This is a genomic window from Mariniflexile ostreae (assembly GCF_042427585.1).
Classification (GTDB): domain Bacteria; phylum Bacteroidota; class Bacteroidia; order Flavobacteriales; family Flavobacteriaceae; genus Pseudalgibacter; species Pseudalgibacter ostreae.
Genome location: NZ_JBHMFC010000103.1, coordinates 110,537 through 136,941, shown reverse-complemented (window position 1 = coordinate 136,941; position 26,405 = coordinate 110,537). Strand labels below are relative to the sequence as shown.

Here is a 26,405-nt window from a genome sequence, read left to right as displayed (position 1 = left end):
GTTATCTAAAATTACCAAAATCAATTTTTAAAGAAAATACGTTGGAATATAAGGCTACACTTTGGTCGCCAATATCGGTAAAGGCATAATCAACTTGAATGCCATAGTATTTAAAACCTAAACCAAAACTAGGCTGAAAACGTAATTGTGTTTTATCAAATACGGTTTCATTCTGAAAATTACCCATACCTGCACGTAGAAAAACCATGTCTACATAACCAAACTCGAAGCCTAAAGCAGGGTTAATACTAGCAAACGACGTCGATATAATATCATTGGTTTCAGCAAAGCGCATATTCAAATTTACAGACGATAAAAGGGTGTAATCGTAATTAAAATCTATTAATTTTGAAATGCCCAATTGTAATTTCGGGATGGTAATTTCAGTGGTTTCTGGTAGCGCTTGATTTTGACCTTCAATGGCATTTTGTATTTTTGAGAATGCTTTTTTATCAATACTCCAAGCATTAAACGTAGTGGTGATATCGCGAGCCATTATACCAAACTCCCAATTATTGCGACTTTTAAATTGCGCCCCCAAATCAAACCCAAATCCCCAAGAAGATGCAAAATCGCCGATAATACGACGAATTACCTTGGCATTTACTCCCATATTAAGACCTTGAACAGGTAAACGTCTTGCATAAGAAAACGTTAAGCCGTAATCTGCTGTTGAAAATAAACTAATTCTGTCGTAATTTATATGGCCTTGGTCATCGATAAGCTGTGTGGTATCTAAAATATCATCTACTGCAAACCGAATTAAAGACACGCCAAAAACACTTTCTCTATCTAAAGGCATGGCGTAGGCGATATAGTCGTAATTCGCAATATTAGCAAAATAACTAGAGTGCATAAGGGCTAATTGATTGTCTTTTAGTTGGGTTAGGCCAGCTGGATTCCAGTACCCAGAATTTACGTTTGAGGTATGGGCCGTTACGGCACTGCTCATGCCCAATGCAGCAGCATCAACACCAATATTCATAAACTCGTTAGAGTATTTTCTAACGCTTTGTCCAGAAACCTGCGAAGACATGATTATTATAATAAGTATTAAAAATACTCTCAACTGCAATTTTTTACAAAGATGCATATAATTTATAAACCTATAAACTTCAAATTCTAATAGATATTGTTTTATACTTGTTTTAGACGGTAATTGTTTCTTATTTTTACAAACAACAAATGTTATACTATGAAAAAATACATTCCTAATGCCATTACTTTATTAAACTTACTTAGTGGAAGTATTGCCGCTATTTTTGCAGTAAACGGTCATTTTGTTTCTGCGGCGCTTTTTGTTTTTTTAGGAATATTTTTTGATTTTTTTGATGGTCTTGTTGCTCGAAAATTGAATGTTCAAAGTGCTTTAGGTCTGCAATTGGATTCCTTGGCCGACGTCGTAACAAGCGGTTTGGTTCCGGGTATTGTCATGTATAAACTATTGGCACTAACCACAGATGCGCCTGATGTAACAAGCGATTGGAATGTGGATAGCTTTAAATTGAATATCATGTTGTTTCCTATAATAGGATTGTTGATAACCCTGGCGTCTGCATACCGTTTGGCTAAGTTTAATATAGATGAAGATCAGCAAAGTTACTTTAAAGGCTTGCCTACACCTGCAAATGCCTTGCTTATTGTTTCGTTACCTCTTATTATCGAGTTTCAAAATAGTGACGCTATGAATGCCATAATTTTAAACAAATGGTTTTTAATAGTAGTAACGCTTTTTAGTTGTTATATTTTAAATTCCAATATCAAATTATTCGCTTTAAAATTTGAAACCTATGGTTTTAAAGCCAATGCTACACGGTATATCTTTATAATTTTGAGTGTGATTCTTTTAATCATTTTGCAGTTTGCAGCTATCCCGGTAATTATTCTATTCTATATCATTTTATCTGCTTTAGATAACGCCAGTATAAAATAAACGATACAGAATATGGCTTCAGGAATTTTTACCTTACTGGATGATATTGCAGCAATTATGGATGATGTTGTGGTTATGAGTAAAATCACTACCAAAAAAACAGCAGGGATCTTAGGGGATGACTTAGCTGTAAATGCCGAAAAAGCTACTGGTTTTGTGGCGTCTAGAGAGTTGCCTGTTTTGTGGGCTATTACCAAGGGGTCTGGACTTAATAAGTTGATTATCTTACCTATCGCTTTTGTTTTAAGTGCGTTTGCTCCATGGGCAATTACGGTTGCTCTGATATTTGGAGGTGTGTATTTGGCTTTTGAAGGGACAGAAAAAGTATATGAGTTTTTTGTACCACATCACCCTAAGAAAGCGGTAGTTGTTGAAAATAATGTTTCAGAAAAGGAGCAATTGCAAGCAGAGAAGGTTAAAATTAAATCGGCAATCTTTACAGATTTTATATTGTCTGTAGAAATTGTAATCATTGCTTTGGGAACCGTTTTAGGGCAGCCGCTTTTATTTCAAGTACTGGTTGTTTCTATAGTGTCTATTATCGCTACAATTGGAGTGTATGGCATTGTAGCGCTTATAGTTAGGATGGACGATTTAGGATATAAATTGGTGCGTCTTAGTAAGAAAGAAAAAAGCATTTCAAAGTATTTAGGCAACTTTTTAATTCGGGCACTGCCTATTATTATAAAAAGCTTGTCTATAATAGGAACGATTGCTTTATTACTAGTTTCAGGTGGTATATTTGTACATAATGTAGATTTTTTACATCATTTTTTAGAGTTTTTGCCCTCCATTTTGCAAGAATTTGTAGTTGGTTTAGTGGTAGGGGCTTTAGCACTAATTGTTGTGGGGGGCTTAAAAAAGGCTCTATCGATGTTTAAAAAGTAACATATGCTTTTCCAAGCCATTTAAAAAAACGCTGTTATCTTCTTAAAACAATCAAAAAAACAAAAATGAGTTGCTCTTACTTCTGCAGATTTCATAGATTATCGCAGCGAATAAGTTGAGTTTATTCACTTTTTTTTCCTAACAATTATAAAAACCCCTTATATCAGCGTTATCAACGGGAGAAAAAAAAAGGTTTTTTCCCGCAGATTTATTGGATTACCGCAGAAAAAGAGTTGGGGTCAATGCTTTATTTTATTTAAATTTTAAAAAAAGGTATTTGTATAGATGTTTTCTTAAACTATTATAAAAATCCACTAACATCAGCGTTATTAGCGTCATCAGCGGGAGTAAAAGAAAGGAGTTGTTCCCGCAGATTTCTTGGATTACCGCAGAGAAAGAGTTGGGGTCAATGCTTTATTTTATTTAAATTTTAAAAAAAGGTATTTGTATAGATGTTTTCTTAAACTATTATAAAAATCCACTAACATCAGCGTTATTAGCGTCATCAACGGGAGTAAAAAAAAGGTTTTTTCCCGCAGATTTATTGGATTACCGCAGAAAAAGAGTTGGGGTCAATGCTTTATTTTATTTAAATTTTAAAAAAAGGTATTTGTATAGATGTTTTCTTAAACTATTATATAAATCCACTAACATCAGCGTTATTAGCGTCATCAGCGGGAATAAAAGAAAGGAGTTGTTCCCGCAGATTTCTTGGATTACCGCAGAGAAAGAGTTGGGGTCAATGCTTTATTTTATTTAAATTTTAAAAAAAGGTATTTGTATAGATGTTTTCTTAAACTATTATATAAATCCACTAACATCAGCGTTATTAGCGTCATCAACGGGAGTAAAAAAAAGGTTTTTTCCCGCAGATTTATTGGATTACCGCAGAAAAAGAGTTGGGGTCAATGCTTTATTTTATTTAAATTTTAAAAAAAGGTATTTGTATAGATGTTTTCTTAAACTATTATAAAAATCCACTAACATCAGCGTTATTAGCGTCATCAGCGGGAATAAAAGAAAGGAGTTGTTCCCGCAGATTTCTTGGATTACCGCAGAGAAAGAGTTGGGGTCAATGCTTTATTTTTATTTAAATTTTAAAAAAGGGTGTTCGTATAGATGTTTTCTTAACAATTATAAAAATTTACTAACATCAGCGTTATTAGCGTCATCAGCGGGAATAAAAGAAAGGAGTTGTTCCCACAGATTTCAGGGATTACCCCAGAAAATGGTTTGGGGTCAATGCTTTATTTTTATTTAAATATTTTAAAAGGGTATTTGTATAGATGTTTTCTTAAACTATTATAAAAATTCACTAACATCAGCGTTATTAGCGTCATCAGCGGGAGTAAAAAAGAAAGGGTTTTCCCGTAGATTTCTTGGATTACCGTAGAATAGAAGTTGAGTATTATTCTCTAATCTTCTTTTTACGCAGCTCAAAGTTTTGTCCTAAATATACCTTACGGACCATTTCATCATTTGCCAACTCTTCTGGTTCTCCTGCTTTTAAAATACTGCCCTCGAACATCAAATAGGTTCTATCAGTAATCGCTAAGGTTTCTTGAACGTTGTGGTCGGTAATTAAGATACCTATGTTTTTTTTAGTTAATTGCGCCACAATACGCTGAATGTCTTCTACAGCCACAGGGTCTACACCAGCAAAAGGTTCATCTAAGAGAATAAAATTGGGGTCGGTAGCCAAAGCACGCGCTATCTCGGTACGTCTACGCTCTCCTCCTGATAATAAATCACCTCTACTTTTTCTAATATGCCCTAAGCCAAACTCGTCAATTAAACTCTCCATCTTGTCATGTTGCTCTTTTTTGCTAAGCTTGGTAAGCTGTAAAACACTTAAGATATTGTCTTCAATGCTTAATTTTCTAAAAACCGATGCTTCCTGTGCCAAATAACCAATACCATGCTGGGCACGTTTATACATGGGGTATTTGGTTATTTCGGTTTGGTCTAAAAAAATATGTCCGCCATTGGGTTTTATCAACCCTACGATCATATAAAAAGAAGTCGTTTTTCCAGCACCGTTCGGCCCTAAAAGCCCAACAATTTCACCTTGGTTTACTTCTAGTGAAACATTTTTTACTACTTTTCGTCCGCTGTAGGACTTCATTAAATTTTCGGCTCTTAGAATCATAGTTACTTACTGAATGCTAAAAATAGTAAAATCATATCACTATTGGTAGCACGATGCTTTTAATATTTTTTTAAATTATTTTGTTTTCGTTCTCTTCGCTTTTGATTTCGAACCACAATTTTAGCAATATAGATGCTTATTTGATATAAAATTAAAATAGGAATGGCTACAATAACTTGGCTAGCGATGTCTGGTGGGGTAATGATAGCAGATAAGATAAGAACGCCTACCAAAGCATATTTTCGATATTTGATTAATATTTCTGGGGTTACCAAGCCTATTTTGGTTAAAAAATAAATAACAATAGGCAATTCAAAAACCAACCCAGAAGCCAATACAGAAGCCCTAATAAGTCCGATATAACTGTTCAAATCAAAATCATTATGAACTTTCGGATCGACTTGATAAGAACCCAAAAAGTTAATGGAAAGTGGACAGATAATATAATAGCCAAAAAGAACCCCTAGGAAAAACAATATGGAAGATACAATGATAAAGCCCCGAGAGTGTTGGCGTTCATTAACGTGCATAGCAGGACTTATAAATTTCCAAAATTCATAGATAATATATGGGAATGCTATAATAAAACCGGCTGTAATGGCCGTCCAGATATGTGCCGAAAATTGGCCGGCCATAGTTCTGCTCTGAATTCTAAACGGAAGCTCTGAAAAACAGAAACTCTCTTCCATACCAATATATTTAGAAATACTACAGAGAAATTCGTAAGTAATAAAATCTGCTCTCGATGGTCCAAAAATAAGAGTTCCAAAAATAAAGCTCTTTGCTAAAAATGCTACTGTAGCTGTTATAACTACAGCTAAAACAGCTCTGATTAAATGCCAACGCAAATCTTCAAGATGATCTAAAAAAGACATCTCATTAATATTCTTTTTTGCCATTATATAATGCCTTCTTTTATCAAATCATGTAAATGAACAACACCTGCATATTTTCCATTGTCTTCAACCAATAGTTGCGAAATCTCGTAGGTTTCCATAACCTCCATAGCATCAATGGCCATAGCATCTGTACTAATACGCCGTGGATTTTTGCTCATGATATCCTTAGCGGTCAATTTTGAGAAATCATCTACTTTGCTAAGCATTCTACGTAAATCACCATCGGTAATAATTCCCGTTATTTTTTTGTTTTCAACAACTGCGGTTACCCCTAACATTTTTTCAGAAATTTCAATAATAACGTCCCTAATGCTGGTGCCTTCGCTCACTTGTGGCTTCTGGTTTACCGAGGATAAATCTAAAACCCTTAAATACAACTTTTTTCCAAGAGCGCCACCAGGATGGTACTTGGCAAAATCGCTGCTTGAAAATCCACGGAGTTCCAGTAAACAAACGGCAAGCGCATCACCCACAACCAATTGTGCCGTGGTACTTGTTGTGGGAGCCAAGTTGTTCGGACATGCTTCTTTTTCAACGTAAGTGTTTAAAACAAAATCTGCTTGTTGGCCCAAAAAAGACTCTTTATTGCCAGTAATGGCTATAATTTTATTTTTAGCTCTTTTAATTAAGGGTATAAGAACTTTTATTTCTGGAGTATTTCCACTTTTAGAGATGCAAATTACAATATCTTCTTTAAGTATAGTCCCTAAATCACCATGAATAGCATCGGCTGCATGCATAAAAATAGCAGGTGTGCCTGTGGAATTTAAAGTGGCTACAATTTTTGAAGCAATTATAGCGCTTTTACCAATTCCTGATATGATAATACGGCCTTTGCTCTTGTAAATAAGGTTTACGGCATCTGCAAAATCATCATCTACTAGGTTAACTAAATTTAAAATGGCATCACTCTCCATTCTAATGGTTTGTTTAGCAGTATTAATGATGGAATTCTTACTGTTCAAAATATAATGATTTTTTATAGTTGATGCTTTTAAAGATTTTGTTATCTTTAAGGTTGTTCAAAAGAAATAATATTCTAATTGAAATTTCGTTACAAAACTAACGAAAAAAATAAGAGTGAAATCTAATTACACTATTAATTTAATTCGTAAAATTATAGATTTATAGTGGATTTTGTCAGGTAATTAATCATTAAAATAATTCATGTTAGTAGCTAAAAGTGATTTGCATTCTGCATTAAAAAAATATTTTGGTTTTGGTAAGTTTAAAGGGCTGCAAGAAGCGGTTATAGAAAGTATTTTATCAAAAAAACATACGTTTGTGATCATGCCCACAGGAGGCGGTAAGTCACTATGTTATCAATTGCCAGCTTTAATGCAAGAAGGTACCGCTATTGTGGTATCGCCTTTAATAGCCTTAATGAAAAATCAAGTAGATGCTATTAGGGGGATTTCAAATGAGGAAGGGATTGCGCATGTTTTAAATTCTTCATTAAATAAAACAGAAGTGAAACGTGTTAAGGAAGATATCGTAAATGGGGTTACCAAATTACTATATGTTGCGCCCGAGTCTTTAACTAAAGAGGAAAATGTAGAGTTTCTGCGCTCTGTTAAAGTCTCGTTTATGGCGATTGATGAAGCCCACTGTATTAGTGAGTGGGGGCACGATTTTAGACCTGAATATCGCAACTTAAAACATATTATAGGGCGCATTGGTGACAATATTCCAATTATTGGGCTTACAGCAACGGCAACACCTAAAGTGCAAGAGGATATTATAAAAAACCTGGGTATCCATAATGCTAAAACCTTTAAGGCGTCTTTTAATAGACCAAACTTGTATTATGAGATACGTCCAAAAACAAAAACAGTAGATGCCGATATTATTCGGTTTATAAAACAAAATGAAGGTAAATCGGGGATTGTTTATTGTTTAAGCAGAAAACGTGTAGAGGAACTGTCGCAGGTTTTACAAGTGAATGGTATCAATGCCGTGCCTTATCATGCGGGATTAGATGCCAAAACCCGCTCCAGCCATCAAGATAAATTCTTAATGGAGGATGTAGAGGTTGTAGTGGCTACCATTGCCTTTGGTATGGGAATAGATAAACCCGATGTTAGGTTTGTAATCCATCATGATATTCCTAAGAGTATTGAAAGCTACTACCAAGAAACGGGACGCGCAGGACGTGATGGTGGCGAAGGGCATTGTTTGGCTTTTTATGCTTATAAGGATATAGAAAAACTTGAAAAATTTATGTCGGGCAAACCCGTTGCCGAACAGGAAATAGGCCATGCGCTATTGCAAGAGGTTGTTGCCTATGCAGAGACCTCCATCTCCAGACGAAAATTTATTCTCCATTATTTTGGAGAGGAATTTGACAATGCAACCGGGGAGGGCGGCAATATGGATGATAATGTTAGATATCCTAAAAAACAGGTAGAAGCAAAAACAGATGTCAAGTTGTTGTTAGATATTATAGCAAAAACACATGAGAAATATAAGTCGAAAGACTTGGTTAACGTGCTTATAGGAAAAGAAAATGCATTAATAAATTCCCATAAAACCAACGACCAGCCCTTTTTTGGAAAAGGTAAGGGTAAAGATAATAAGCATTGGATGGCCTTGTTAAGACAAGTACTGGTTTCAGGATATCTAAAAAAAGATATTGAGACGTATGGGGTGATTAAATTAACAGATTCAGGAAAAGATTTTATTAAAAGTCCTAAGTCTTTTATGATGACCGAAGACCATATTTTTGAAGGGGCTCAAGAAGATGGAAGTGTTATAACATCGCAAAAAATAGGTGGCGCAGTTGCAGACGAACTTTTAATGAGCATGCTTAAAGATTTACGTAAAAAGAATGCCAAGAAACTGGATGTGCCTCCTTTTGTTATTTTTCAAGACCCATCTTTAGAAGATATGGCTTTAAAATACCCCGTTAATTTAATGGAATTAGGAAACGTACATGGGGTAGGAGACGGGAAAGCAAAAAAATATGGAAAAGATTTTGTGGAGCTTATCGCTAATTATGTTGAAGAACACGACATTATAAGACCAGATGATTTGGTAGTAAAATCTACCGGAACGAACTCTGCAAACAAACTTTACATCATACAAAATATAGATAGAAAATTACCTTTAGATGATATTGCGTCTTCAAAGGGTATGACTATGGAGGAGTTTATAAAAGAAATGGAGGTTATTGTATATTCAGGTACAAAATTGAATATCGATTACTGGCTTCAAGATATTTTGGATGAGGATCAACAAGAAGAAATACATGAGTATTTTATGGAGTCGGAAACGGATAAGATTGATGCAGCTATAGAAGAGTTTGACGGCGATTATGAAGAAGAAGAACTTCGTTTGTATCGTATTAAATTTATTAGCGAGGTGGCTAATTAGATATAGGAGGGGGCGCATGTTCTGGTATTCTTCATGGATAACTTATTTAACTTCAGGCCAACTTTCCTATCTTTGCATCTTTTAAACAAAACAAAGTATCATGAAAGACGGATTATACGCAAAATTTAATACTTCAAAAGGCGAAATTTTAGTCGCTTTAGAATACAAAAAAACACCGGGAACGGTAGGTAATTTTGTAGCTTTAGCTGAAGGAAACCTAGAGAATTCAGTAAAACCACAAGGAACACCTTATTATGATGGCTTAAAGTTCCATAGAGTTATTGCAGATTTTATGGTTCAAGCTGGATGCCCGCAAGGTACCGGTACGGGAGGTCCTGGTTATCAATTTGAAGATGAATTTCACCCAGACTTAAAGCATGATGCTCCAGGGGTTTTATCTATGGCAAATGCAGGCCCTGGCACTAATGGTAGTCAGTTTTTTATAACCCATATTGAAACGGCTTGGTTAGACAATAAGCATACTGTTTTTGGTAAAGTTGTAGAAGGACAAGAGGTTGTAAACGCTATAGCTCAAGGAGATAAAATAGAGCGTTTGGAAATTTTACGCGTAGGGGATGATGCAGAAAGCTTTAATGCTATAGAAGCGTTTAGGACTTTTGAAGGTTCTAGAGAAAAAAGATTGGCGGAGGCTAAAGCAGCAGCCGAAGCGGAATTGGATAAAATAGCCGCGGGATTTAATAAAACAGAAAGTGGCCTGCGCTATCAAATTCTTCAAAAAGGAAATGGTGTTAATGCAGAAAAAGGAAAAACAGTCTCTGTGCATTATAAAGGCCAATTGGCAGACGGTACTGTTTTTGACTCTTCGTATAAACGTAATGAGCCTATAGATTTTCCATTAGGGATGGGACAGGTTATTTCGGGATGGGATGAAGGCATTCAACTATTAAAAGTAGGAGACAAAGCACGCTTTGTTATTCCTAGCCATTTAGGCTATGGCAGTAGGGGAGCTGGTGGTGTTATTCCAGCAGATGCTACCTTGATTTTTGATGTAGAACTAATGGATGTAAAGTAAGCAGTGAACAACTTTTTTGAAAAAAAAGTTTGTGAATCGCTTATGCTGAGCAACGCCGAAGCATCTTTATCTGTGATGAGTATTAGAACAACTTTTTGAAAAAAAAGTTTGTGAATCGCTTATGCTGAGCAAGTGTCGAAGCATCTTATAAAATAAAAAGAGACTGGTTTATAAAAATCAGTCTTTTTTGTTTTATTTTCGTTTGTCCTTAACAGAATATTGAAGATTTGATAATAATTTAAAAAAAACACATATTTTTGTACCGTGAAAAGTATTAAAGAAACAGCTATATATGCCGAAGTTCTAAAAGAGTTTAACTATTCTTTTGGCAATGTTTTTATTTTTGATGGTTTTGTGGTTTCTGAAATCAAACAAGGGATTAGTTTTAGCTGGGAACATCATGGAAAGTATATTAGTGAGGACCTATGCAGACATTTTAGCACAAACGGGAATAATGTTATTTATATTTCAAACCGTATTAATTCATACTCCGTAATAGCTTTAGATTGGAATACCTTTTTTGAAAACAAATACACGCTTGGCGCCTATTATGTGGTAGGAATGAACAGGCTTAATCAATTAAACGTGTTTGTTGAACAGCTTTTTTTTAAAAAGCGAATCAGAAATTTTAATTGTATTTACTCGGCTATTAATGAAGCTAAAATTAATACACTTAACTTTGCTTAGCAGAAAATAACGTTTTAAGTAGAGAACTGTCTGGCCTTAATTATTTCCATTTAATATTACATCCTATACTGGGCTTTTGAATGCGTGTATTTTCTTTAATATTTATCAAACAATCTAACGCATATTTTAAATCTGCTCCTGTAACAGGCGCTTTGTTACCTGGTCTAGAATCATCCATTTGACCTCGATACACCAACTCTAAATCTTTATCAAACACATAAAAATCGGGTGTGCAAGCCGCATCATAGGCTCTGGCTACCTCTTGTGTTTCGTCATATAAATATGGGAACGTATAGCCTTCAAGTTGGGCTTGTTTTTTCATGTTTTCCGGACTGTCTTGAGGATAATTAACAACATCGTTACTGGAAATAGCAATAAAATGAATGTCTAACTTGGTGTACTCATTTGCTATCTTCACCAATTCATCGTTTATATGGAGTACAAAAGGGCAATGGTTGCATATAAACATAATAACGGTTCCGCATGCTCCTTTTATATTCTTCAAATTTAAAAATGTATCGCTAACCGTGTCGAGCAACTCGAAATGGGGAGCCTTGGTTCCTAACGGAAGCATGTTTGAAGACGTATCTGCCATAATTAAAAGTTTATTCAAAGTTCGGGATAATTTGTATTTTTAAAAAATGAACCAGCCAATAACTTTTGAGGATTTTAATAAAGTAGATTTAAGAATTGGAACTATTGTTGCAGTTCGAGATTTTCCTGAAGCCAGACAGCCCGCTTATCAGCTTACTATCGATTTTGGTAAGCTAGGAACCAAAAAAACATCTGCACAAATAACAAGGCTTTATAAAAAGGAAGATTTGCTCCAAAAACAAATAGTAGCTGTTGTTAATTTTCCAAAAAAGCAAATTGCCAATATTATGAGTGAGTGTTTGCTTTTAGGAGCGGTAAATGGCAAGGACATTATATTGCTAGAGCCTGAAGAAAAAGTTTTAAACGGAACTGTTTTTGGGTAAATGCTTAAAAAAAAACCGCTAAACTCAAAAGATTAGCGGTTTGTAATTAAATGTTGTGGATGTTTTAAATATCATCGAAATCGATATCTGTAAAGCTTTCAGTAGATTTTACTTCATTGGCTTCTGTAGTGATAAAATCTTCACCATCATATTCTTTCTTAAAATCTTTTTGATGGCGCTCGCTTATTACCTCATCACCTTTTTGATCGATAATATAATTTGTCATTTCAGATAAAATCTCCCTAAATTCAGCGAAATCTTCTTTATAAATGTAAATTTTATGTTTTTTATAATGAAAAGATCCATCATCATTTGTGAATTTTTTACTCTCCGTAATGGTTAAATAATAATCCTCAGCTTTCGTGGCTCTAACATCGAAGAAGTATGTACGTCTTCCTGCTCTTAATACTTTAGAAAAAATCTCCTCTTTCTCCATCATGTCATGTGTACCCATATAGTCGTTATAAAATTGTCATTATGTTCTTCAAAAATCTAAAAAAAACATGTATTAAGCAACAAAAAATTAAGTTTCTTTTAATTTTAATGGATTAGAGGGCTAAAAAAGGGAACTCATTTTTTTTAAAATTAAGAATTACCCTCGGTATTTTCACTTAATTGTTTCATATAGAGGTGTTTGTAATAACCATCTTTACTAATAAGTGTTTCGTGTGTTCCTTCTTGTATAAGTTTACCATCTTCTAAAACAATGATTTTATCGGCATTTTTTGCCGACGACACTCGGTGGCTTACAATAATCGTCGTTTTTCCTTCTGTAATCTTCATCAGGTTTTTTAGTATCTTCTCCTCAGTTTCTGTATCTACGGCCGATAGGCAATCATCAAATAATAAGATTTCTGGCGATTTTATAATAGCACGAGCAATAGAAATGCGCTGCTTTTGGCCCCCAGATAATGTAATGCCTCTTTCGCCCAGAATGGTATCGTATTTTTTATTGAATTTTATAATATTTTTATGCACTTGAGCATTTTTTGCAGCTTCTATAACGTCTTCATCTGTGGCATTTTCTTTTCCAAACTTGATATTGCTTTTTATGCTGTCGGAAAATAAAAAAGCTTCTTGCGGCACATAGCCTACGCTATTTCTTAAATCGGATAGGTTATGTTGGTCTATTTTGGTATCATCAATTAAAATAGTGCCCTCATTAATGTCGTATAGTCTTCCGATTAAATCGAGAATTGTCGATTTTCCAGAGCCTGTTTTTCCTAAAATGGCCAATGTTTCACCTTGATTGATGTGAAAGCTTACATCATGTAAGGCTTGTATGTTGGTATCGTCATAGGTAAAGGACACGTTTTTAAATGTAATGTTGCCGTAAATTGCTGTATGGGTATCTACCGTGTTTTTTATTTCGGGTTCTAGTTTTAAAAACTCATTGATGCGCCTTTGCGATGCTTCTGCTTGTTGCACAATAGAGGTCACCCAACCCACGGTTGCTACAGGCCAAGTAAGCATGTTTACATATATGATAAATTCGGCAATAGTACCTAAACTTTCAATTTCACCATTTATATATTGTTTTCCGCCCACATAAATTACCAAAAGATTACTAGCGCCAATAAGAAGTACCATCATCGGGAAAAAAAAGGCTTGAACCCGCACTAAGCTAAGCTGTGTTTGTTTGCTCTCGTCTGCCAATCTATTGAAGTTTGAAGCCGTTTGGGGCTCGATACCATAGGCTTTTATAACAGAAATGCCACTAAATGTTTCTTGTGTAAATGTGGATAATTTAGAAAGGTACTGTTGTACAATAGTACTGCGTTTATGAATTTCCTTGCTTAATTTATAAATAGCGACCGATAAAATAGGCAAGGGGATAATGGTATATAAGGTTAATGTTGGCGCTTCATTAAACATATAGATAAGTGCAATTACAAACAGGGTAACAGTATTGATGCTGTACATAATTGCCGGACCTGCGTACATACGAACGCGTCCCACATCTTCACTAATACGGTTCATTAAATCGCCTGTCCTGTTTTTTTTATAGAAATTAAGGGAAAGCTTTTGGTACTGTCCGTATATTTCATTTTTTAAATCGTATTCAATATACCGCGAGACGTTAATAATGGTTTGGCGCATTAAAAAGGTGAAAATGCCCGCTATAATGGCAGCGCCTATTATGATTAGGATGGCATGGGCCAATTCTGAGTGAAAAGCATCTTCAGAAATAGTGCCCGCCATGCGCTTTTCTATTACGGCAAAAATTTCTTTTATATACCGAGGTGTAAAAAGCAAAAAAATTCGGGCAATGATTGTAATGACAATGCCAACTAGAAGATGTTTTTTGTATTTTAGAAAATATTTATTAAGATGCTGTAATTCTTTCATTTACAGGTTTTGTTGTGGTTTTGTAAAGCTAAGGATGCTTTTGTTTTAATTACGCAAAGATAAAGTAATATTAATAAAAAACGGATTTCTTAGTGATGCTCACTGTTAAATATAGTGTAAATTAAAAAGTATAATTAATCGGATATTATGAAGTAAATCATTTAAAATAATATTATTTTTGCCAACTGAAAATGGTTAAGATTCTTTCCATTAATTAAATTAAAGTTCTTTGTAAGTATGTTAAACAGAAGACATATTCGAGTAAAAGCAATGCAAACTCTTTATGCCTTTAGAGGTAGTGAAAGTGATGATTTTAGTAAAGACCAAAAGTTTTTATTATTCAGCATTGATAATATGTACAATTTATATTTGCTTTTATTATCCTTGTTGATTGAGGTTCAGAAACGAGCTGAAGATGATTTAAAGAAAAAGCAAAACAAACATTTAGCAACCCTTGAAGATAAGGATCCTAATCGGAAATTTGTAAACAATCAAGTCTTACATCTTATTAAGGAAAGTGTGCCTCTTAAAAACGCACTTGAAAATTACAAAATCGATTATTGGGATTTCGATAGCGAATATGTTGAAATCATATTTAAAGCTATTGTTTCAAGTGACCTGTATGCGGAATACATGGAAACAAGAGTGTCTGATTTTAAAGAAGATAAGAACTTTATTGTAGATGTTTTTAAAGATATTATCGCGCCCAACGATAAACTTTATGATTATATTGAAGATAAAAACATTACTTGGCTCGACGATTTGCCCACGGTTAACACAACCATCTTAAAATTGTTAAGAAAGGTGAAAACTACAGGGTCTGAAGGCCATTTTGTGCCTAGGCTTTATAAAGATGAGGATGATAAGCAGTTTGCTATAGATATTTTTAGAAAAACCCTGTTGAAAAGCTCTGTTTTAAATAAAGAAATTGAATTGAAAACCCAAAACTGGGATTCGGATCGTATCGCAGATGTAGATTTTGTTCTGTTACAAATGGCCATTTGCGAATTGCAACACTTCCCGTCAATTCCTATTAAAGTTACCATGAATGAGTATTTGGAAATAGCTAAAGAGTACTCTACACCTAAAAGCAGTATTTTTATAAATGGTATTTTAGATAAGTTGGTAAAAGAGTACCAAGCAGAAGGGAAATTGAATAAAGTAGGACGTGGACTTATGTAATGTTGTGTTAAGAAAGCTCTAAAAATTTTAAATCGATTAAATAATTACTACTTTCGTAACCCTAATTTAATACGCTATTTTAAAACGATTATAACGTCATCTTTGTGAGTACAAAAATGAGGATTTAAATGGCAACAAAACACAGTAAACCTATAACAACATGAGAAAAGTAATTTTAGGATTAAGTACAATATGCTTAATGGTTTTTACATCTTGTAAAGAAGATGCTTCAAAAAAAATTAATGAAAACAGTGTCACCGAAGCAGCAGAAAGAGATGCCGTTGCTTCTAAATTCCCTGTTTTAGAATTTGAAAAGTCTGAACATGATTTTGGTGAAATAGAAGCGAAAACAGCTGTTGAAACTGTTTTTAATTATAAAAACACAGGCGATGCGCCTTTAATTATTACAGATATTAAAACCACTTGTGGTTGTACGGTTCCTGAAGATTGGAGCAAGGAGCCTTTGGCACCGGGCGAGTCTGCTAAATTTACCGTGAAATTTAATGGTAGTGGGTCTAATAAAGTCTCTAAAACCATTACCGTATCGGCAAATACAGAAAAGGGTAGCGAAATTGTAAAAATATCGGCGTTTGTAAAACCAGACCCTAACGCTTAAGCTGCGTTAGAGTAATTTTAAAAATAATTAGAAAATATTTAAAAGTATGGAAGAGTTAGGTAAGTTTTTGCCGTTTATTTTAATGTTCGTAGTGGTGTATTTCTTTATGATAGCACCTCAAATGAAACGTGCGAAAAAAGAAAAAAAGTTTAACGCCGAATTGAAACGTGGCGATAGAATCATAACCAAAAGTGGTTTGCACGGAAAAATTCTGGAGCTGAACGACAAAGATGGAACTTGTGTTATTGAAACCATGTCCGGAAAATTAAAATTCGACCGTTCTTCTATTTCTATGGAGTTAAGCGCCAAATTGAACGTTACACCTGCTTAAAAGCAACTTATAATACTTATTAAAAAAGCTCCCAAATGGGGGCTTTTTTTCGTTTTAGACCTGGTTCTCGAGCTCTTTAAAAGTTTATTAAGGGACTTTTCTTGCTTAAGGCTCCTGTTTTTTGTATTTTTGCACCATGATTAAAAGGATTCATGACAAGAGAAATTTCAGAATATATAGCTTTAACTTTTTAGTTTTCAGAAATCAATCCGATAAGTTTATCCCTCCTTCACGCTGATAAAAAGAGTTAATCTCTATTCTATTTCATTCTTTTGCTTTGCACAGTGTTATTGAGCGTTAGTTCAATATAAGTGCAAATACGCTTGCTTGAATTAAATTTAGCCTCATTTACTATACCAGACACTTAGAGTGTGTTACTTAAATAATAGAAAATAAATGGTTATAAAAACTTTTGATGCCTTTACAAGGTTGTCGATCAATGATATTAATCGTATAACTCGTTTTTTGTCCGAAAACTCCGGTGAATTTGGAGATGGAAAAAGTGCCGTTAAAAAATCGTTGTTATATGCCTCAAAAGAAATTCCCGGTCTTGGCGGTTTTGTGTTTACCATGGAGCATAAAACAGAGATTGTAGGGGCCTTGGTCGTTAATAAAACAGGCATGAATGAATACATGTCTGAAAATATATTGGTTAATATTGCTGTAAAAAAATCTTACAGAGGCAGAGGTATTGCAAAAGAATTGATAACTTACATGATTAAATATTGTAAAGGAGATATCTCTTTACACATAAATGAAAACAACCCTGTGGTAGAGCTGTTTAAAAACAGAGGGTTTAAGCCTAAAAATATTGAAATGATATTGGAACGTTAGTATTTAATATATAAACAACCCCCTCGATAACCACTTAAACATTACATTAAAATGAAAATTATACAAATAAAAAGAAAGACTACTTACAAAAAACGAAGTTCTAAAAAAATGTTCGAAATTATAACTCGAATCACTTATGTTAAACGTTACATATTTGGCTTACCAATAAAAACCATAAGTAAAACTAAAGAAATGTACTTCCAGGACAAAAAAATCAATAAAGACAAAATGTTATTTGTTTAATATTTTACACAATACTTATTTTAATTTAAATAATCAATACATACATATACATGAAAGTACTAGTAATAGGCGCAGGAAATATGGGGCTTACATACGCTGAAGGAATGTCAAAATCTAAGCGTCTCAATAATGAGAACATCATGGTTTTAGATAAATCAGATGAAAAGTTAAAAGAATTGAACGAAATCTCTTATTTTGATGCCTATAAAGAGCTTGGGGACTGTGTGCCTAAAGCAGATATCATATTTATTGCAGTTAAACCATACCATTCAGAAAGTTTATTTGAAGAAATAAAGCCGCTATTAAATTCAAATCAAATGGCTGTTTCCGTTATGGCAGGAGTCACCATAGAAACCATAAAGGCAGGAACAGGGCTTAGTAAAGTTGTGAGAGCTATGCCTAATTTACCAGCTCAAATAGGCCAAGGGCTTACTTCTTTTATAGCTACGTCTGATGTTTCAAAAGAAGAGGTCGCAACCGTTGAAGACTTGCTTAATACCACAGGAAAATCCATTCAAGTAGAAAGTGAACGTTTTATCGATGCCTCTACTGGAATTTCTGGGAGCGGACCAGCTTATGTGTTTTATTTTATGCAAAGTATGATGGAAGCCGCGGAAAAAATGGGGTTTTCAAAAAACGATGCTACACTTTTGGTAAGCCAAACGTTTAAAGGTGCTGTAGAACTTTTCAACCAATCAGATCTTACGCCTCAATCTTGGATGGAGCGAGTTGCCTCAAAAGGAGGGACTACGCAGGCTGCTTTAGATTCCATGGATAATAACAAAGTAAATGCATTAATTCAAGAAGCTGCATACGCTGCCTTTAATAGAGCCGTAGAACTAGGAAAACAATAACAACATGTATAAAGAAAGAGTAGTTATAAAAGTAGGTACAAATGTTATGACCAATAGGGATAACAGAATTGTAAGACCTGTGCTAAGACGTTTGGTAAAGCAAATTGCAGAACTTTATGAACGAGATATCATTACCATATTGGTGTCCTCTGGGTCTGTTATTGCAGGAAGAGAGGTGCTGGGAGAGTCTTCAATAGAAAACGATACCCAAAGGCGCCAAGTATATTCTGCTATAGGACAACCTAGAATGATGCGTCTATATTATAATATATTTAACGACTATGGCATGAAATGTGCCCAGGTATTGCCAACAAAAAGAGATTTTAGCCCTGGAGTTCATCGTCAAAACATGATTAACTGTTGTGAAGGCTTATTGTCTGAAGGCGTTATTCCTATCGCTAATGAAGATGATGCCGTATCGGTAACCATGTCTATGTTTTCCGATAATGATGAGTTAGCAAGTTTAATCGCTCAATTGATAAACGCTGATAAACTTATTATATTAACCGATATTGACGGGCTTTACACCGGGCATCCAGATGAAGAAGATAGTGACCTTGTTAAAAATGTTAGTCCAGACGAAAATTTAGATAAGTACATAAAAGAGAATACAAAAAATGAAGGAGAAGGTAGAGGCGGTATGGGCTCTAAATTAGATTATGCTCAAAAGGCGGCCGCAAATAACATCCCTACATATATCGCGAATGGTAAAAAAGACAATTCTATTCTAGATATTTTTGATGGGAAATTTACAGGAACGAAAGTGTCCTATTAATTTAAAAAAACAATAATGAAATTATTATCAGAAGAAATAAAAAATAACGTTCTACAAAGTATGATCGATATTCTTAATAAGAATCATCAGCCTTTGTTAGACGCCAATAAAAAAGATATAGAAGCTTTTACTAAAGATGATCAAGCCATGCTCGATCGTTTAATTATTAACGATCAGAAAATTGATGGTATGGTACAGGCCATTTCAGAAGTTAAAGCGCTAGAAGACCCTGTAAACACTATTATTAGTGATAAAGCATTGGAGAGTGGATTGAAAGTGGTAAATAAAACTGCCCCTTTTGGCACTATCATGATTATTTATGAATCTAGACCCGATGTTACTGTAGAGGCTGCTGTTGTAGCGTTTAAAGCAAACAACAAAATTCTTCTTAAGGGCGGAAAAGAGGCTTTGCATAGCAACAAAGTTTTGGTAGATTTTTGGCACCAAGCTTTAAAGGCAAACAATGTAAGTTCAGATTATATTCAGCTTATGACCCTGAATAGAGAAGACACTCAAGCTTTTCTTAGAAACCCAACAGAACCTCTAGATTTAATAGTGCCAAGAGGTGGAGAACAATTGATAAAATTTGTAAAAGACCATGCTAAATGCGCTGTGTTGGTAAGTGGAAGAGGAAATAACTTTCTATATGTAGACGCTAAAGCCGATTGGGGACAAACCTTAGAGGTTATTTTAAATGCTAAAACAGATAAAATATCGGCTTGTAATGCATTAGACAAAATTCTTATCAGCACTAAAATTCCAGACTATTCTCAAAAACTGAAAGAGCTTCAAAGTCTATTAAAAGACCATAAGGTAACACTATTGGTAGACGATGCCACTAAGAAGGTTTTAAAGGATGAAACCCTTATTGAAGACCATGAGGTGTGGTATGAAGAGTTTCTAGCCTTAAAATGTTGTATTGGTTCTGTAGATACGCTTGAGGAAGCTGTTGATTTGATTAACCTATATTCCGGAGGACATTCGGCCAGTGTCATGACTACAGACGATCATGTGGCCCATGAGTTTATGCAGCAGGTAGATTGTGCCGTTGTTTATAGAAATGCTTCTACACGATTTACTGATGGTGGCCAAATAGGTGTTGGAGCAGAGCTTGCAATTAGTACCGATAAATTACACCATCGAGGCCCTTTAGGGTTAAATGAGTTGGTAACCAATAAATATTATGTTTATGGTGATGGGCATATCCGTAAATAAACGTGTTTACAGCATGTTATAAATTTTTAAACCGGTGTTTTATTTTTAAGACATCGGTTTTTTTTCTTTTTATCTAATCGTTTTAATACCTCTTTAATCTGCTATATGGCACACTTAAAAAGGAAACTGCATTAGAGCTTTAATCCTTTTTAGCTTTCAAGTAAAATCTGTTCTGTTTATTGGCCTTTCAGAGGTTTTAATGTTCTATTTTTGAAAAAAAAACATATGGCTCGTATTTTAGCAATAGATTATGGTATGAAACGAACAGGTATTGCTGTAACCGATACTTTGCAAATTATCGCTTCAGGACTCACAACCGTAAATACCAGTGAACTTATTAGTTTTCTAAAAGCGTATACAAAAGAAGAAGAGGTAGAGCTTTTTGTAATAGGAGAGCCTAAACAGATGGACAATACTGCATCAGAAAGTGAGGCTCTTATCTTGCCATTTATTGTGAAACTGGAAAAGCAGTTTCCTCAAATACCGATAAAGCGTGTAGATGAGCGTTTTACATCTAAAATGGCTTTTCAGACGATGATTGATAGTGGACTCAAAAAGCAACAGCGTAAAAATAAAGCCTTGGTCGATGAAATTAGTGCGACACTTATTTTACAAAGCTACTTGTATTCAAAATAGAAATTTTTAAGCTTAAAATCTTTCCATATATTTTAAGTATTGTATTTTTGCAGTCAACTGTACAATTAATTCCATGATTTTACCAATAGTTGCCTATGGCGACCCTGTTTTAAAGAAAAAAGCATTAGACATTGCAAAAGACTATCCTGCTTTTGATGCGCTTTTATTAAATATGTTCGATACGATGTACAATGCCTTTGGCGTAGGTTTGGCAGCCCCTCAAGTAGGGCTGTCCATTCGTATGTTTGTTATCGATACAGATCCGTTTTCTGAAGATGATACGCTTTCGGAAGAGGAGCAGCATGATTTGAAAAACTTTAGAAGGGTTTTTATTAACCCTAAAATAACTAAGGAAGAAGGGGAGGAGTGGGCCTTCAACGAAGGTTGTTTGAGTATTCCAGATGTAAGAGAAGATGTGTTTAGAAAACCCAAAATCACTATAACCTATTTGGATGAAAATTTTGAGGAACATACCGAGGTTTTTGATGGATTGATAGCACGCGTTATCCAACATGAATATGATCATATTGAAGGCGTATTGTTTACAGACAAACTCTCCAGTCTTAAAAAACGATTAATAAAAGGAAAACTTTCCAATATTTCGAAAGGAAAAATTACGGTGGATTACAGAATGCGGTTTCCCGCCCAAAAAAAGACACGATAATATTTGCAAAACATCATCAAACAGATGATATTTGCCACTTTTAAAAATAAATTATGGGCTTAGAAAAAGTATTGGCTATTGGTGGAAAACCAGGGCTTTATAAATTAGTGACTCAAACACGAGGAGGTTTTATTGCTGAATCGTTATTGGATAACAAACGTATTTCTATTGGAATTCAACAAAATGTTAGTGTTTTAAGTGAAATTGCCATTTACACCTTGTCGGAAGAAGTACCCTTAATAAAAGTATTGGCAAAAATCAAAGAAAAGGAAAATGGAGCACTTGCAAGTGTGAAAGCGAAAGATAACAACGATAAACTAGAAGAATATTTTTTCGACATTTTACCAGATTATGATGAAGATAGGGTTTATGTTAGCGATATTAAAAAAGTAATAAAATGGTATAATTTGCTTCAGGAACATAATATGTTGGATCTTCTAGATGCAGAAGGTGAAGCTGCTGAAAATCCTACAGATGAAAAAGCTACAGAAAAAGAAGCATAATTTTTCATTTTTGTAACCATATTAAACCTCCTTTCTGGGAGGTTTTTTTTTTAGCTAATTTTTTTTTATAATGGCCATCTATTTTTGTATGTTTAGAGGTTAATCGCAGTTTTAAAATAGGCTGTTTCACAATGTAATTTAGATGAAGATTTCAAGACCCAAAACAAGTAATATTATTTTTATAATCCTGTTGGCGCTATTGCTTATCCCTCAAACAAGACGCCCTATTCAGGTTTTTATTAATAAAGGATTAGCTTTATTTAGTCCCTCCAAGATCGATGATAAGAAACAGGTCAATATTGGAAGTTACGATTGGCAGTTAAAGGATATTAATGGCGATTTTTTTGATTTTCAAGATACAAAGGGAGAAGTTGTGCTGGTTAATTTCTGGGCTACTTGGTGCCCTCCATGTATAGCCGAGATGCCTAGTTTGCAGAAACTTTATGATGATTACCAAGGTAAAATTAATATTTTATTGGTTTCTAATGAATCTACAGAAGTTATCAATCGGTTTTTGAAAGATAAAAACTATACTTTTAAAACCTATAGTAGTATTACAGATAATCCTGAGGTTTTAAATACCAAGAGCATTCCTAGAACATTTTTAATCGATAAAACTGGAAAAATTATTATTGATGAAACTGGAGCGGCAAACTGGAACAGTGATTTTGTAAGAAATACTATAGATAATTTACTTATGGATTAGAATTCTTTACCCATTTTTGTTCTTATTCTGTAATTTTTCTTATAATTTTACAGAACACTAAAAGAAAAAACAAAATGAAAATTGTGGTATTAGATGGCTATACCCTTAATCCGGGCGATTTAGACTGGAAAGGTATTGAGCAGTTTGGCGAATTGGTAGTTTATGATCGTTCTAAATTTAATTCCGAAGAGATTATTAAGAATATTGGTGATGCGGAAGTGATTTTTACCAATAAAACCCCCTTGTCGAGAGCGGTATTACTTAAAGTGCCACAGGTTAAATATATCGGTGTTTTGGCAACAGGCTATAATATCATTGATATAGATACGGCAAAAGAGCTCGGTATGGTAGTAACCAATATTCCTAATTATGGTACGCAAGCTGTAGCACAATTTGCTATGGCTTTAATTTTGGAAATGTGCCATCATGTGGGCGACCACTCCAAAGCTGTTAAAGACGGACAATGGACAAAATCACTCGATTTTTGTTTTTGGAACACCCCTCTAATAGAACTTGATGGTAAAACATTGGGCATTATTGGTTTTGGGGAAATTGGTCAGGCTACTGCAAAAATAGCTCAAGCTTTTGGTTTGAATATCCTGGCGTATAACCGAAGTAAAGATTTTAGTCTTGAAAACGATACGTGTAAATATGTAGAGTTGAATGAGTTGTTGGAGTTGTCCGACTTTATTAGTTTGCACTGTCCATTAACTGCCTCTACTGAAGGTATTATAAATAAGGAAAATATCAACAAAATGAAAGATGGTGTACGGATTGTAAACACATCACGAGGAGGCTTAGTTGTTGAAGAAGATTTAAAGCATGCACTTAATTCTAATAAGGTAGCAGGAGCGGCTGTAGATGTAGTTTCTACAGAACCTATTAAAGCCGATAATGCATTATTACAAGCAAAAAACTGTATAATTACGCCTCATATTGCTTGGGCTCCAAAGGCCTCTAGAAATAGAATGATGCAAACAGCCGTTAAAAACTTAAAATCTTATTTAGAAGGGCAGCCTATTCATGTGGTTAACTAATTCTTTTAAAAAGCATAGTGTTTTTTTTTTTTAGTTTAAAGCGTTTTAAAAAAAGCTTTTATAAAGCTCCAAGAGAATAAGGATGCCATAATTTTAAGTTCTTCGTAGAAGGTGGATTCTTCATCTAAAAAACGAAACATGGTTTGTGACGTATTCTTATCATAGAACTGCTGAAAAATCCATTCACCCTTATGGTTTTCATCTTTTAAAACTTTTAAAAACACTTTATCGTAAAACTTATACTTACGCTGAAATAAACGATGAGAAGGCGTTCTATTGGCCTTCAGATTATCAATAATTAAGCTTGTTTTTTTTTCGGTATGCTTAAAAGAGTATCCAGAAGACCCTTTTACCCAGCCGCCGCCGGTACCTATTTTTGTGATTTGTTTAGTGTTCCATTTATGAAAAGGAAAATTGGTCATGGGAATTGCTCCTTTTTCAGTTTCAATAATAGTATAATCTTTAAGGTGTAAATAATGATTAATATAGGTTGTAATGTAATGGTCGTAAACAGATTCGTCCACTACTGTATTTGTAAAGTAAGTAAATTCTATTAGGGCTTCTTTTTTAGAAAATGGCAATACGTATGTAAAAGTGGTTTGTTCTCCGTCCTTGAGACGATAATCCATCATGACGATTTGGGTTTCATCAAAAACATCTGTTTCGCTTTTTATTATCCAGCCTTTAAAATGCTGGATTAAGTGAACATATTTTTTAGATGCCATTGAAAATGCTTTAGGAAGCCGACTATCGAAAACATGGTAACAGGTATATGTATTTTGTTCCGTTTTAACGCTTACCTGCTCGTTTTCTATTAGAGAAATAACACGTTCTGGTATAAAATGGATGTTCTTCTTTTGTTTAAGTTTTGTTTTAGCTTCAGTATAGAAATCAATAGCTTTTATCGTTTTGTAGCGATAAGGAGAGAGTTCTAGAGCAATACTTTTTTTAGAAGTAATAACGGTAGCCTTATGCCATGATTTGTAAGTTACAGCATCCCATTGCGAAGGCTCAGTTTCCCAAAAGCTCCATGTTTTATCGTTGGTATTTTTTTTAGAAGGGTCTATTAGTGCAATTTGCTTAGCATCGAAAAAAGAGTCGGAACTTAACTTTAAAGCCAGTTGAAAACCGGCCAGGCCATGTCCTATTATAATATAATCAAATTGGTATGTAGGGGTCATGCCTTAACGCGTCTTCTTATTTTTAAAATACTTAAAAGGAACCATTAGCATGCCAAAACATTCGCCATCTTCTTTTCCTATATGTTTATGGTGCATTTTATGTGCTCTTCTCAAGCCTTTAGCGTACCTGTTATTGGCAGTCCTGAATAGTTTAAAACGCTGATGGATAAATATGTCATGTACCAAGAAATAAGTGGCGCCATAGGCCATAATGCCTAAAGCGATGGGTAAACAATACCAAATATTTTCATAGCTCCATAGATAAAAACAAATCATACTTATAACGGCATAAAACAGAAAAAAGGCATCATTACGTTCAAACCAACTTTTATGGTCTTTTTTATGATGGTCCTTGTGTAAATGCCATAAAAAACCATGCATGATATATTTATGGGTAAACCATGCCATAAACTCCATAAAGCAGAAAACGCCAACAAAAACCAATATCCACAACACTATTTTCATAATTTTTTAAATCACATTAAATTTAATTGATATTTTACATAACTACGCATTAAAAGCTCGATTTTTTTCGGATTTGATACCCGTATCCTTGTGTTTTTGATGTGTAGTGCAGGTGTTTTTTTTAATTTTTTTAAAAGTTGGGAGTAATAGCGATACGCCATAAAAACCCCGAATTTTGCTTCAATGGGCAGTTTTTTTATGCCGCTTAAACCTTTTTTAAAATCTTCTTCAATATCATTTATAATCAATTTTTTAGAAGTTTCATCTAAATTTATTAAATCGATATTAGGAAAGTAGCTTCTGTTCAGCCCTTCGACATCGGCTTTTAAATCTCTAAGGAAATTCACTTTTTGAAATGCCGAGCCCAATGCCATGGCGGTATCTTTTAACTCATCATATTTTAAGTCGTCGCCTTTTACAAAAACTTTTAAGCACATAAGGCCCACTACATCTGCAGAGCCATAGATGTATTTTTTAAAGTCTTCTTGCGTGAGGTAGGTCGTTTTATGTAAGTCTAATTGCATGCTTAACATAAACGCATCCACTAAGTTTTTGTCTATACTATGATTGTGAAATGTATGTTGAAATGCATTGAGTATAGGGTTTAAGCTTATTTTATGGGTGATGGCATCTTCTAAGTCTTTTGAGAAATTATTAAAAAGCATTTCTTTATCGTAATCGTGAAACGAGTCTACAATCTCATCGGCAAACCTTACAAAACCATAGATGTTGTAAATATCTTGTCGGATAGATTTATAAAGCATCTTAGTAGCCAACGAAAACGAGGTGCTGTAAGATTTAGTTACAATTTTACTGCAATTAAAAGAAACGGTATCGAAAAGTGCTTTCATCTGTTAATTTTGCTATTTGTTAAAA

At 34.2% G+C, this 26,405-nt stretch carries 28 protein-coding genes; 18 read left to right on the top strand and 10 right to left on the bottom strand.

Annotated elements, in window-relative coordinates; all coding sequences use genetic code 11:
• Nucleotide 1: 1 nt before the first annotated feature.
• Nucleotides 2–1,069, bottom strand: coding sequence for a putative type IX sorting system protein PorV2 (locus tag ACFFU9_RS14750; RefSeq protein WP_446685836.1), 1,068 nt, complete (start codon nucleotides 1,067–1,069; stop codon nucleotides 2–4).
• Nucleotides 1,070–1,195: 126 nt separating this feature from the next.
• On the opposite strand from ACFFU9_RS14750, the gene ACFFU9_RS14745 reads away from it, so the two are divergent.
• Both ACFFU9_RS14745 and ACFFU9_RS14740 read left to right on the top strand, forming a co-directional pair.
• Nucleotides 1,196–1,933 (top strand): CDP-alcohol phosphatidyltransferase family protein, encoded by a 738-nt coding sequence (locus ACFFU9_RS14745; RefSeq protein WP_379862245.1) that lies wholly within the window; start codon nucleotides 1,196–1,198, stop codon nucleotides 1,931–1,933.
• A 12-nt stretch (nucleotides 1,934–1,945) separates the two neighbouring features.
• Nucleotides 1,946–2,821, top strand: a complete 876-nt coding sequence (locus ACFFU9_RS14740) for a DUF808 domain-containing protein (protein ID WP_379862244.1) — start codon at nucleotides 1,946–1,948, stop codon at nucleotides 2,819–2,821.
• Nucleotides 2,822–4,229: 1,408 nt separating this feature from the next.
• Here ACFFU9_RS14740 and lptB read toward each other — a convergent pair.
• The 3 genes from lptB to ACFFU9_RS14725 are packed head-to-tail and all read right to left on the bottom strand — an operon-like array spanning nucleotide 4,230 to nucleotide 6,786.
• Entirely contained in the window at nucleotides 4,230–4,970 is a 741-nt protein-coding gene (lptB, locus tag ACFFU9_RS14735) for an LPS export ABC transporter ATP-binding protein (RefSeq protein ID WP_379862243.1), read from the bottom strand.
• A 59-nt stretch (nucleotides 4,971–5,029) separates the two neighbouring features.
• Nucleotides 5,030–5,869, bottom strand: a complete 840-nt coding sequence (gene tatC / locus ACFFU9_RS14730; RefSeq protein WP_379862242.1) for a twin-arginine translocase subunit TatC — start codon at nucleotides 5,867–5,869, stop codon at nucleotides 5,030–5,032.
• Nucleotides 5,869–6,786, bottom strand: a complete 918-nt coding sequence (locus ACFFU9_RS14725; RefSeq protein WP_379862362.1) for a KpsF/GutQ family sugar-phosphate isomerase — start codon at nucleotides 6,784–6,786, stop codon at nucleotides 5,869–5,871. Before ACFFU9_RS14725 ends, tatC begins: the two co-directional genes overlap by 1 nt.
• Before the next feature lie 250 nt (nucleotides 6,787–7,036).
• Between ACFFU9_RS14725 and recQ the strand changes: the two genes are divergently transcribed.
• The 3 genes from recQ (at nucleotide 7,037) to ACFFU9_RS14710 (ending at nucleotide 10,961) form a co-directional block, all read left to right on the top strand.
• The gene (gene recQ, locus ACFFU9_RS14720; protein WP_379862241.1) at nucleotides 7,037–9,241 is read left to right on the top strand and encodes a DNA helicase RecQ; all 2,205 of its coding nucleotides are present in this window, start codon (nucleotides 7,037–7,039) and stop codon (nucleotides 9,239–9,241) included.
• Nucleotides 9,242–9,341: 100 nt separating this feature from the next.
• Nucleotides 9,342–10,274, top strand: coding sequence for a peptidylprolyl isomerase (locus tag ACFFU9_RS14715; protein ID WP_379862240.1), 933 nt, complete (start codon nucleotides 9,342–9,344; stop codon nucleotides 10,272–10,274).
• A 264-nt stretch (nucleotides 10,275–10,538) separates the two neighbouring features.
• Nucleotides 10,539–10,961 carry a hypothetical protein gene (locus tag ACFFU9_RS14710; protein WP_379862239.1) on the top strand — a complete coding sequence of 141 codons (423 nt, stop codon included), beginning with the start codon at nucleotides 10,539–10,541 and terminating at the stop codon, nucleotides 10,959–10,961.
• A gap of 40 nt (nucleotides 10,962–11,001) precedes the next feature.
• On the opposite strand, the gene ACFFU9_RS14705 is transcribed toward ACFFU9_RS14710, so the two are convergent.
• Complete coding sequence (locus tag ACFFU9_RS14705) at nucleotides 11,002–11,556, bottom strand: thioredoxin family protein (protein ID WP_379862238.1); 555 nt, start codon at nucleotides 11,554–11,556, stop codon at nucleotides 11,002–11,004.
• Nucleotides 11,557–11,602: 46 nt separating this feature from the next.
• Here ACFFU9_RS14705 and ACFFU9_RS14700 point away from each other — a divergent pair, with 46 nt between their 5' ends.
• Entirely contained in the window at nucleotides 11,603–11,938 is a 336-nt protein-coding gene (locus ACFFU9_RS14700; protein ID WP_379862237.1) for a tRNA-binding protein, read from the top strand.
• A 64-nt stretch (nucleotides 11,939–12,002) separates the two neighbouring features.
• Here the strand turns inward: ACFFU9_RS14700 and ACFFU9_RS14695 are convergent, their stop codons facing one another.
• Entirely contained in the window at nucleotides 12,003–12,392 is a 390-nt protein-coding gene (locus ACFFU9_RS14695) for a PUR family DNA/RNA-binding protein (protein ID WP_379862236.1), read from the bottom strand.
• Between the two features lie 131 nt (nucleotides 12,393–12,523).
• The gene (locus ACFFU9_RS14690) at nucleotides 12,524–14,287 is read right to left on the bottom strand and encodes an ABC transporter ATP-binding protein (protein ID WP_379862235.1); all 1,764 of its coding nucleotides are present in this window, start codon (nucleotides 14,285–14,287) and stop codon (nucleotides 12,524–12,526) included.
• 237 nt (nucleotides 14,288–14,524) lie between these two features.
• Between ACFFU9_RS14690 and nusB the strand changes: the two genes are divergently transcribed.
• From nusB to ACFFU9_RS14630, 12 genes are all read left to right on the top strand, one after another.
• Nucleotides 14,525–15,469: a transcription antitermination factor NusB gene (nusB, locus tag ACFFU9_RS14685; protein WP_379862234.1), complete on the top strand. Its 945-nt coding sequence runs from the start codon at nucleotides 14,525–14,527 to the stop codon at nucleotides 15,467–15,469.
• A 160-nt stretch (nucleotides 15,470–15,629) separates the two neighbouring features.
• Nucleotides 15,630–16,085, top strand: a complete 456-nt coding sequence (locus ACFFU9_RS14680) for a DUF1573 domain-containing protein (RefSeq protein WP_379862233.1) — start codon at nucleotides 15,630–15,632, stop codon at nucleotides 16,083–16,085.
• 46 nt (nucleotides 16,086–16,131) lie between these two features.
• Nucleotides 16,132–16,416, top strand: a complete 285-nt coding sequence (gene yajC, locus ACFFU9_RS14675) for a preprotein translocase subunit YajC (RefSeq protein WP_379862232.1) — start codon at nucleotides 16,132–16,134, stop codon at nucleotides 16,414–16,416.
• A 465-nt stretch (nucleotides 16,417–16,881) separates the two neighbouring features.
• On the top strand, nucleotides 16,882–17,250 hold the full coding sequence (locus tag ACFFU9_RS14670; protein ID WP_379862231.1) for a GNAT family N-acetyltransferase: 369 nt from the start codon (nucleotides 16,882–16,884) through the stop codon (nucleotides 17,248–17,250).
• A 293-nt stretch (nucleotides 17,251–17,543) separates the two neighbouring features.
• On the top strand, nucleotides 17,544–18,347 hold the full coding sequence (gene proC / locus ACFFU9_RS14665; protein WP_379862230.1) for a pyrroline-5-carboxylate reductase: 804 nt from the start codon (nucleotides 17,544–17,546) through the stop codon (nucleotides 18,345–18,347).
• Between the two features lie 4 nt (nucleotides 18,348–18,351).
• Nucleotides 18,352–19,122 carry a glutamate 5-kinase gene (proB, locus tag ACFFU9_RS14660; RefSeq protein ID WP_379862229.1) on the top strand — a complete coding sequence of 257 codons (771 nt, stop codon included), beginning with the start codon at nucleotides 18,352–18,354 and terminating at the stop codon, nucleotides 19,120–19,122.
• A 15-nt stretch (nucleotides 19,123–19,137) separates the two neighbouring features.
• Nucleotides 19,138–20,337 (top strand): glutamate-5-semialdehyde dehydrogenase, encoded by a 1,200-nt coding sequence (locus ACFFU9_RS14655; protein WP_379862228.1) that lies wholly within the window; start codon nucleotides 19,138–19,140, stop codon nucleotides 20,335–20,337.
• A gap of 225 nt (nucleotides 20,338–20,562) precedes the next feature.
• Nucleotides 20,563–20,973 carry a Holliday junction resolvase RuvX gene (ruvX, locus tag ACFFU9_RS14650; protein ID WP_379862361.1) on the top strand — a complete coding sequence of 137 codons (411 nt, stop codon included), beginning with the start codon at nucleotides 20,563–20,565 and terminating at the stop codon, nucleotides 20,971–20,973.
• A gap of 73 nt (nucleotides 20,974–21,046) precedes the next feature.
• Nucleotides 21,047–21,637, top strand: a complete 591-nt coding sequence (def, locus tag ACFFU9_RS14645) for a peptide deformylase (protein ID WP_379862227.1) — start codon at nucleotides 21,047–21,049, stop codon at nucleotides 21,635–21,637.
• A gap of 53 nt (nucleotides 21,638–21,690) precedes the next feature.
• Complete coding sequence (locus tag ACFFU9_RS14640) at nucleotides 21,691–22,140, top strand: DUF5606 family protein (RefSeq protein ID WP_379862226.1); 450 nt, start codon at nucleotides 21,691–21,693, stop codon at nucleotides 22,138–22,140.
• A 142-nt stretch (nucleotides 22,141–22,282) separates the two neighbouring features.
• Nucleotides 22,283–22,846 carry a TlpA family protein disulfide reductase gene (locus tag ACFFU9_RS14635; protein ID WP_379862225.1) on the top strand — a complete coding sequence of 188 codons (564 nt, stop codon included), beginning with the start codon at nucleotides 22,283–22,285 and terminating at the stop codon, nucleotides 22,844–22,846.
• 74 nt (nucleotides 22,847–22,920) lie between these two features.
• Nucleotides 22,921–23,883, top strand: coding sequence for a D-2-hydroxyacid dehydrogenase (locus ACFFU9_RS14630; protein ID WP_379862224.1), 963 nt, complete (start codon nucleotides 22,921–22,923; stop codon nucleotides 23,881–23,883).
• Between the two features lie 35 nt (nucleotides 23,884–23,918).
• Here ACFFU9_RS14630 and ACFFU9_RS14625 read toward each other — a convergent pair whose 3' ends face one another.
• The 3 genes from ACFFU9_RS14625 to ACFFU9_RS14615 are packed head-to-tail and all read right to left on the bottom strand — an operon-like array spanning nucleotide 23,919 to nucleotide 26,380.
• On the bottom strand, nucleotides 23,919–25,064 hold the full coding sequence (locus ACFFU9_RS14625; protein WP_379862223.1) for a lycopene cyclase family protein: 1,146 nt from the start codon (nucleotides 25,062–25,064) through the stop codon (nucleotides 23,919–23,921).
• 3 nt (nucleotides 25,065–25,067) lie between these two features.
• Nucleotides 25,068–25,529 (bottom strand): sterol desaturase family protein, encoded by a 462-nt coding sequence (locus ACFFU9_RS14620; protein WP_379862222.1) that lies wholly within the window; start codon nucleotides 25,527–25,529, stop codon nucleotides 25,068–25,070.
• Between the two features lie 11 nt (nucleotides 25,530–25,540).
• Nucleotides 25,541–26,380 carry a phytoene/squalene synthase family protein gene (locus tag ACFFU9_RS14615; RefSeq protein WP_379862221.1) on the bottom strand — a complete coding sequence of 280 codons (840 nt, stop codon included), beginning with the start codon at nucleotides 26,378–26,380 and terminating at the stop codon, nucleotides 25,541–25,543.
• Nucleotides 26,381–26,405: the final 25 nt, after the last annotated feature.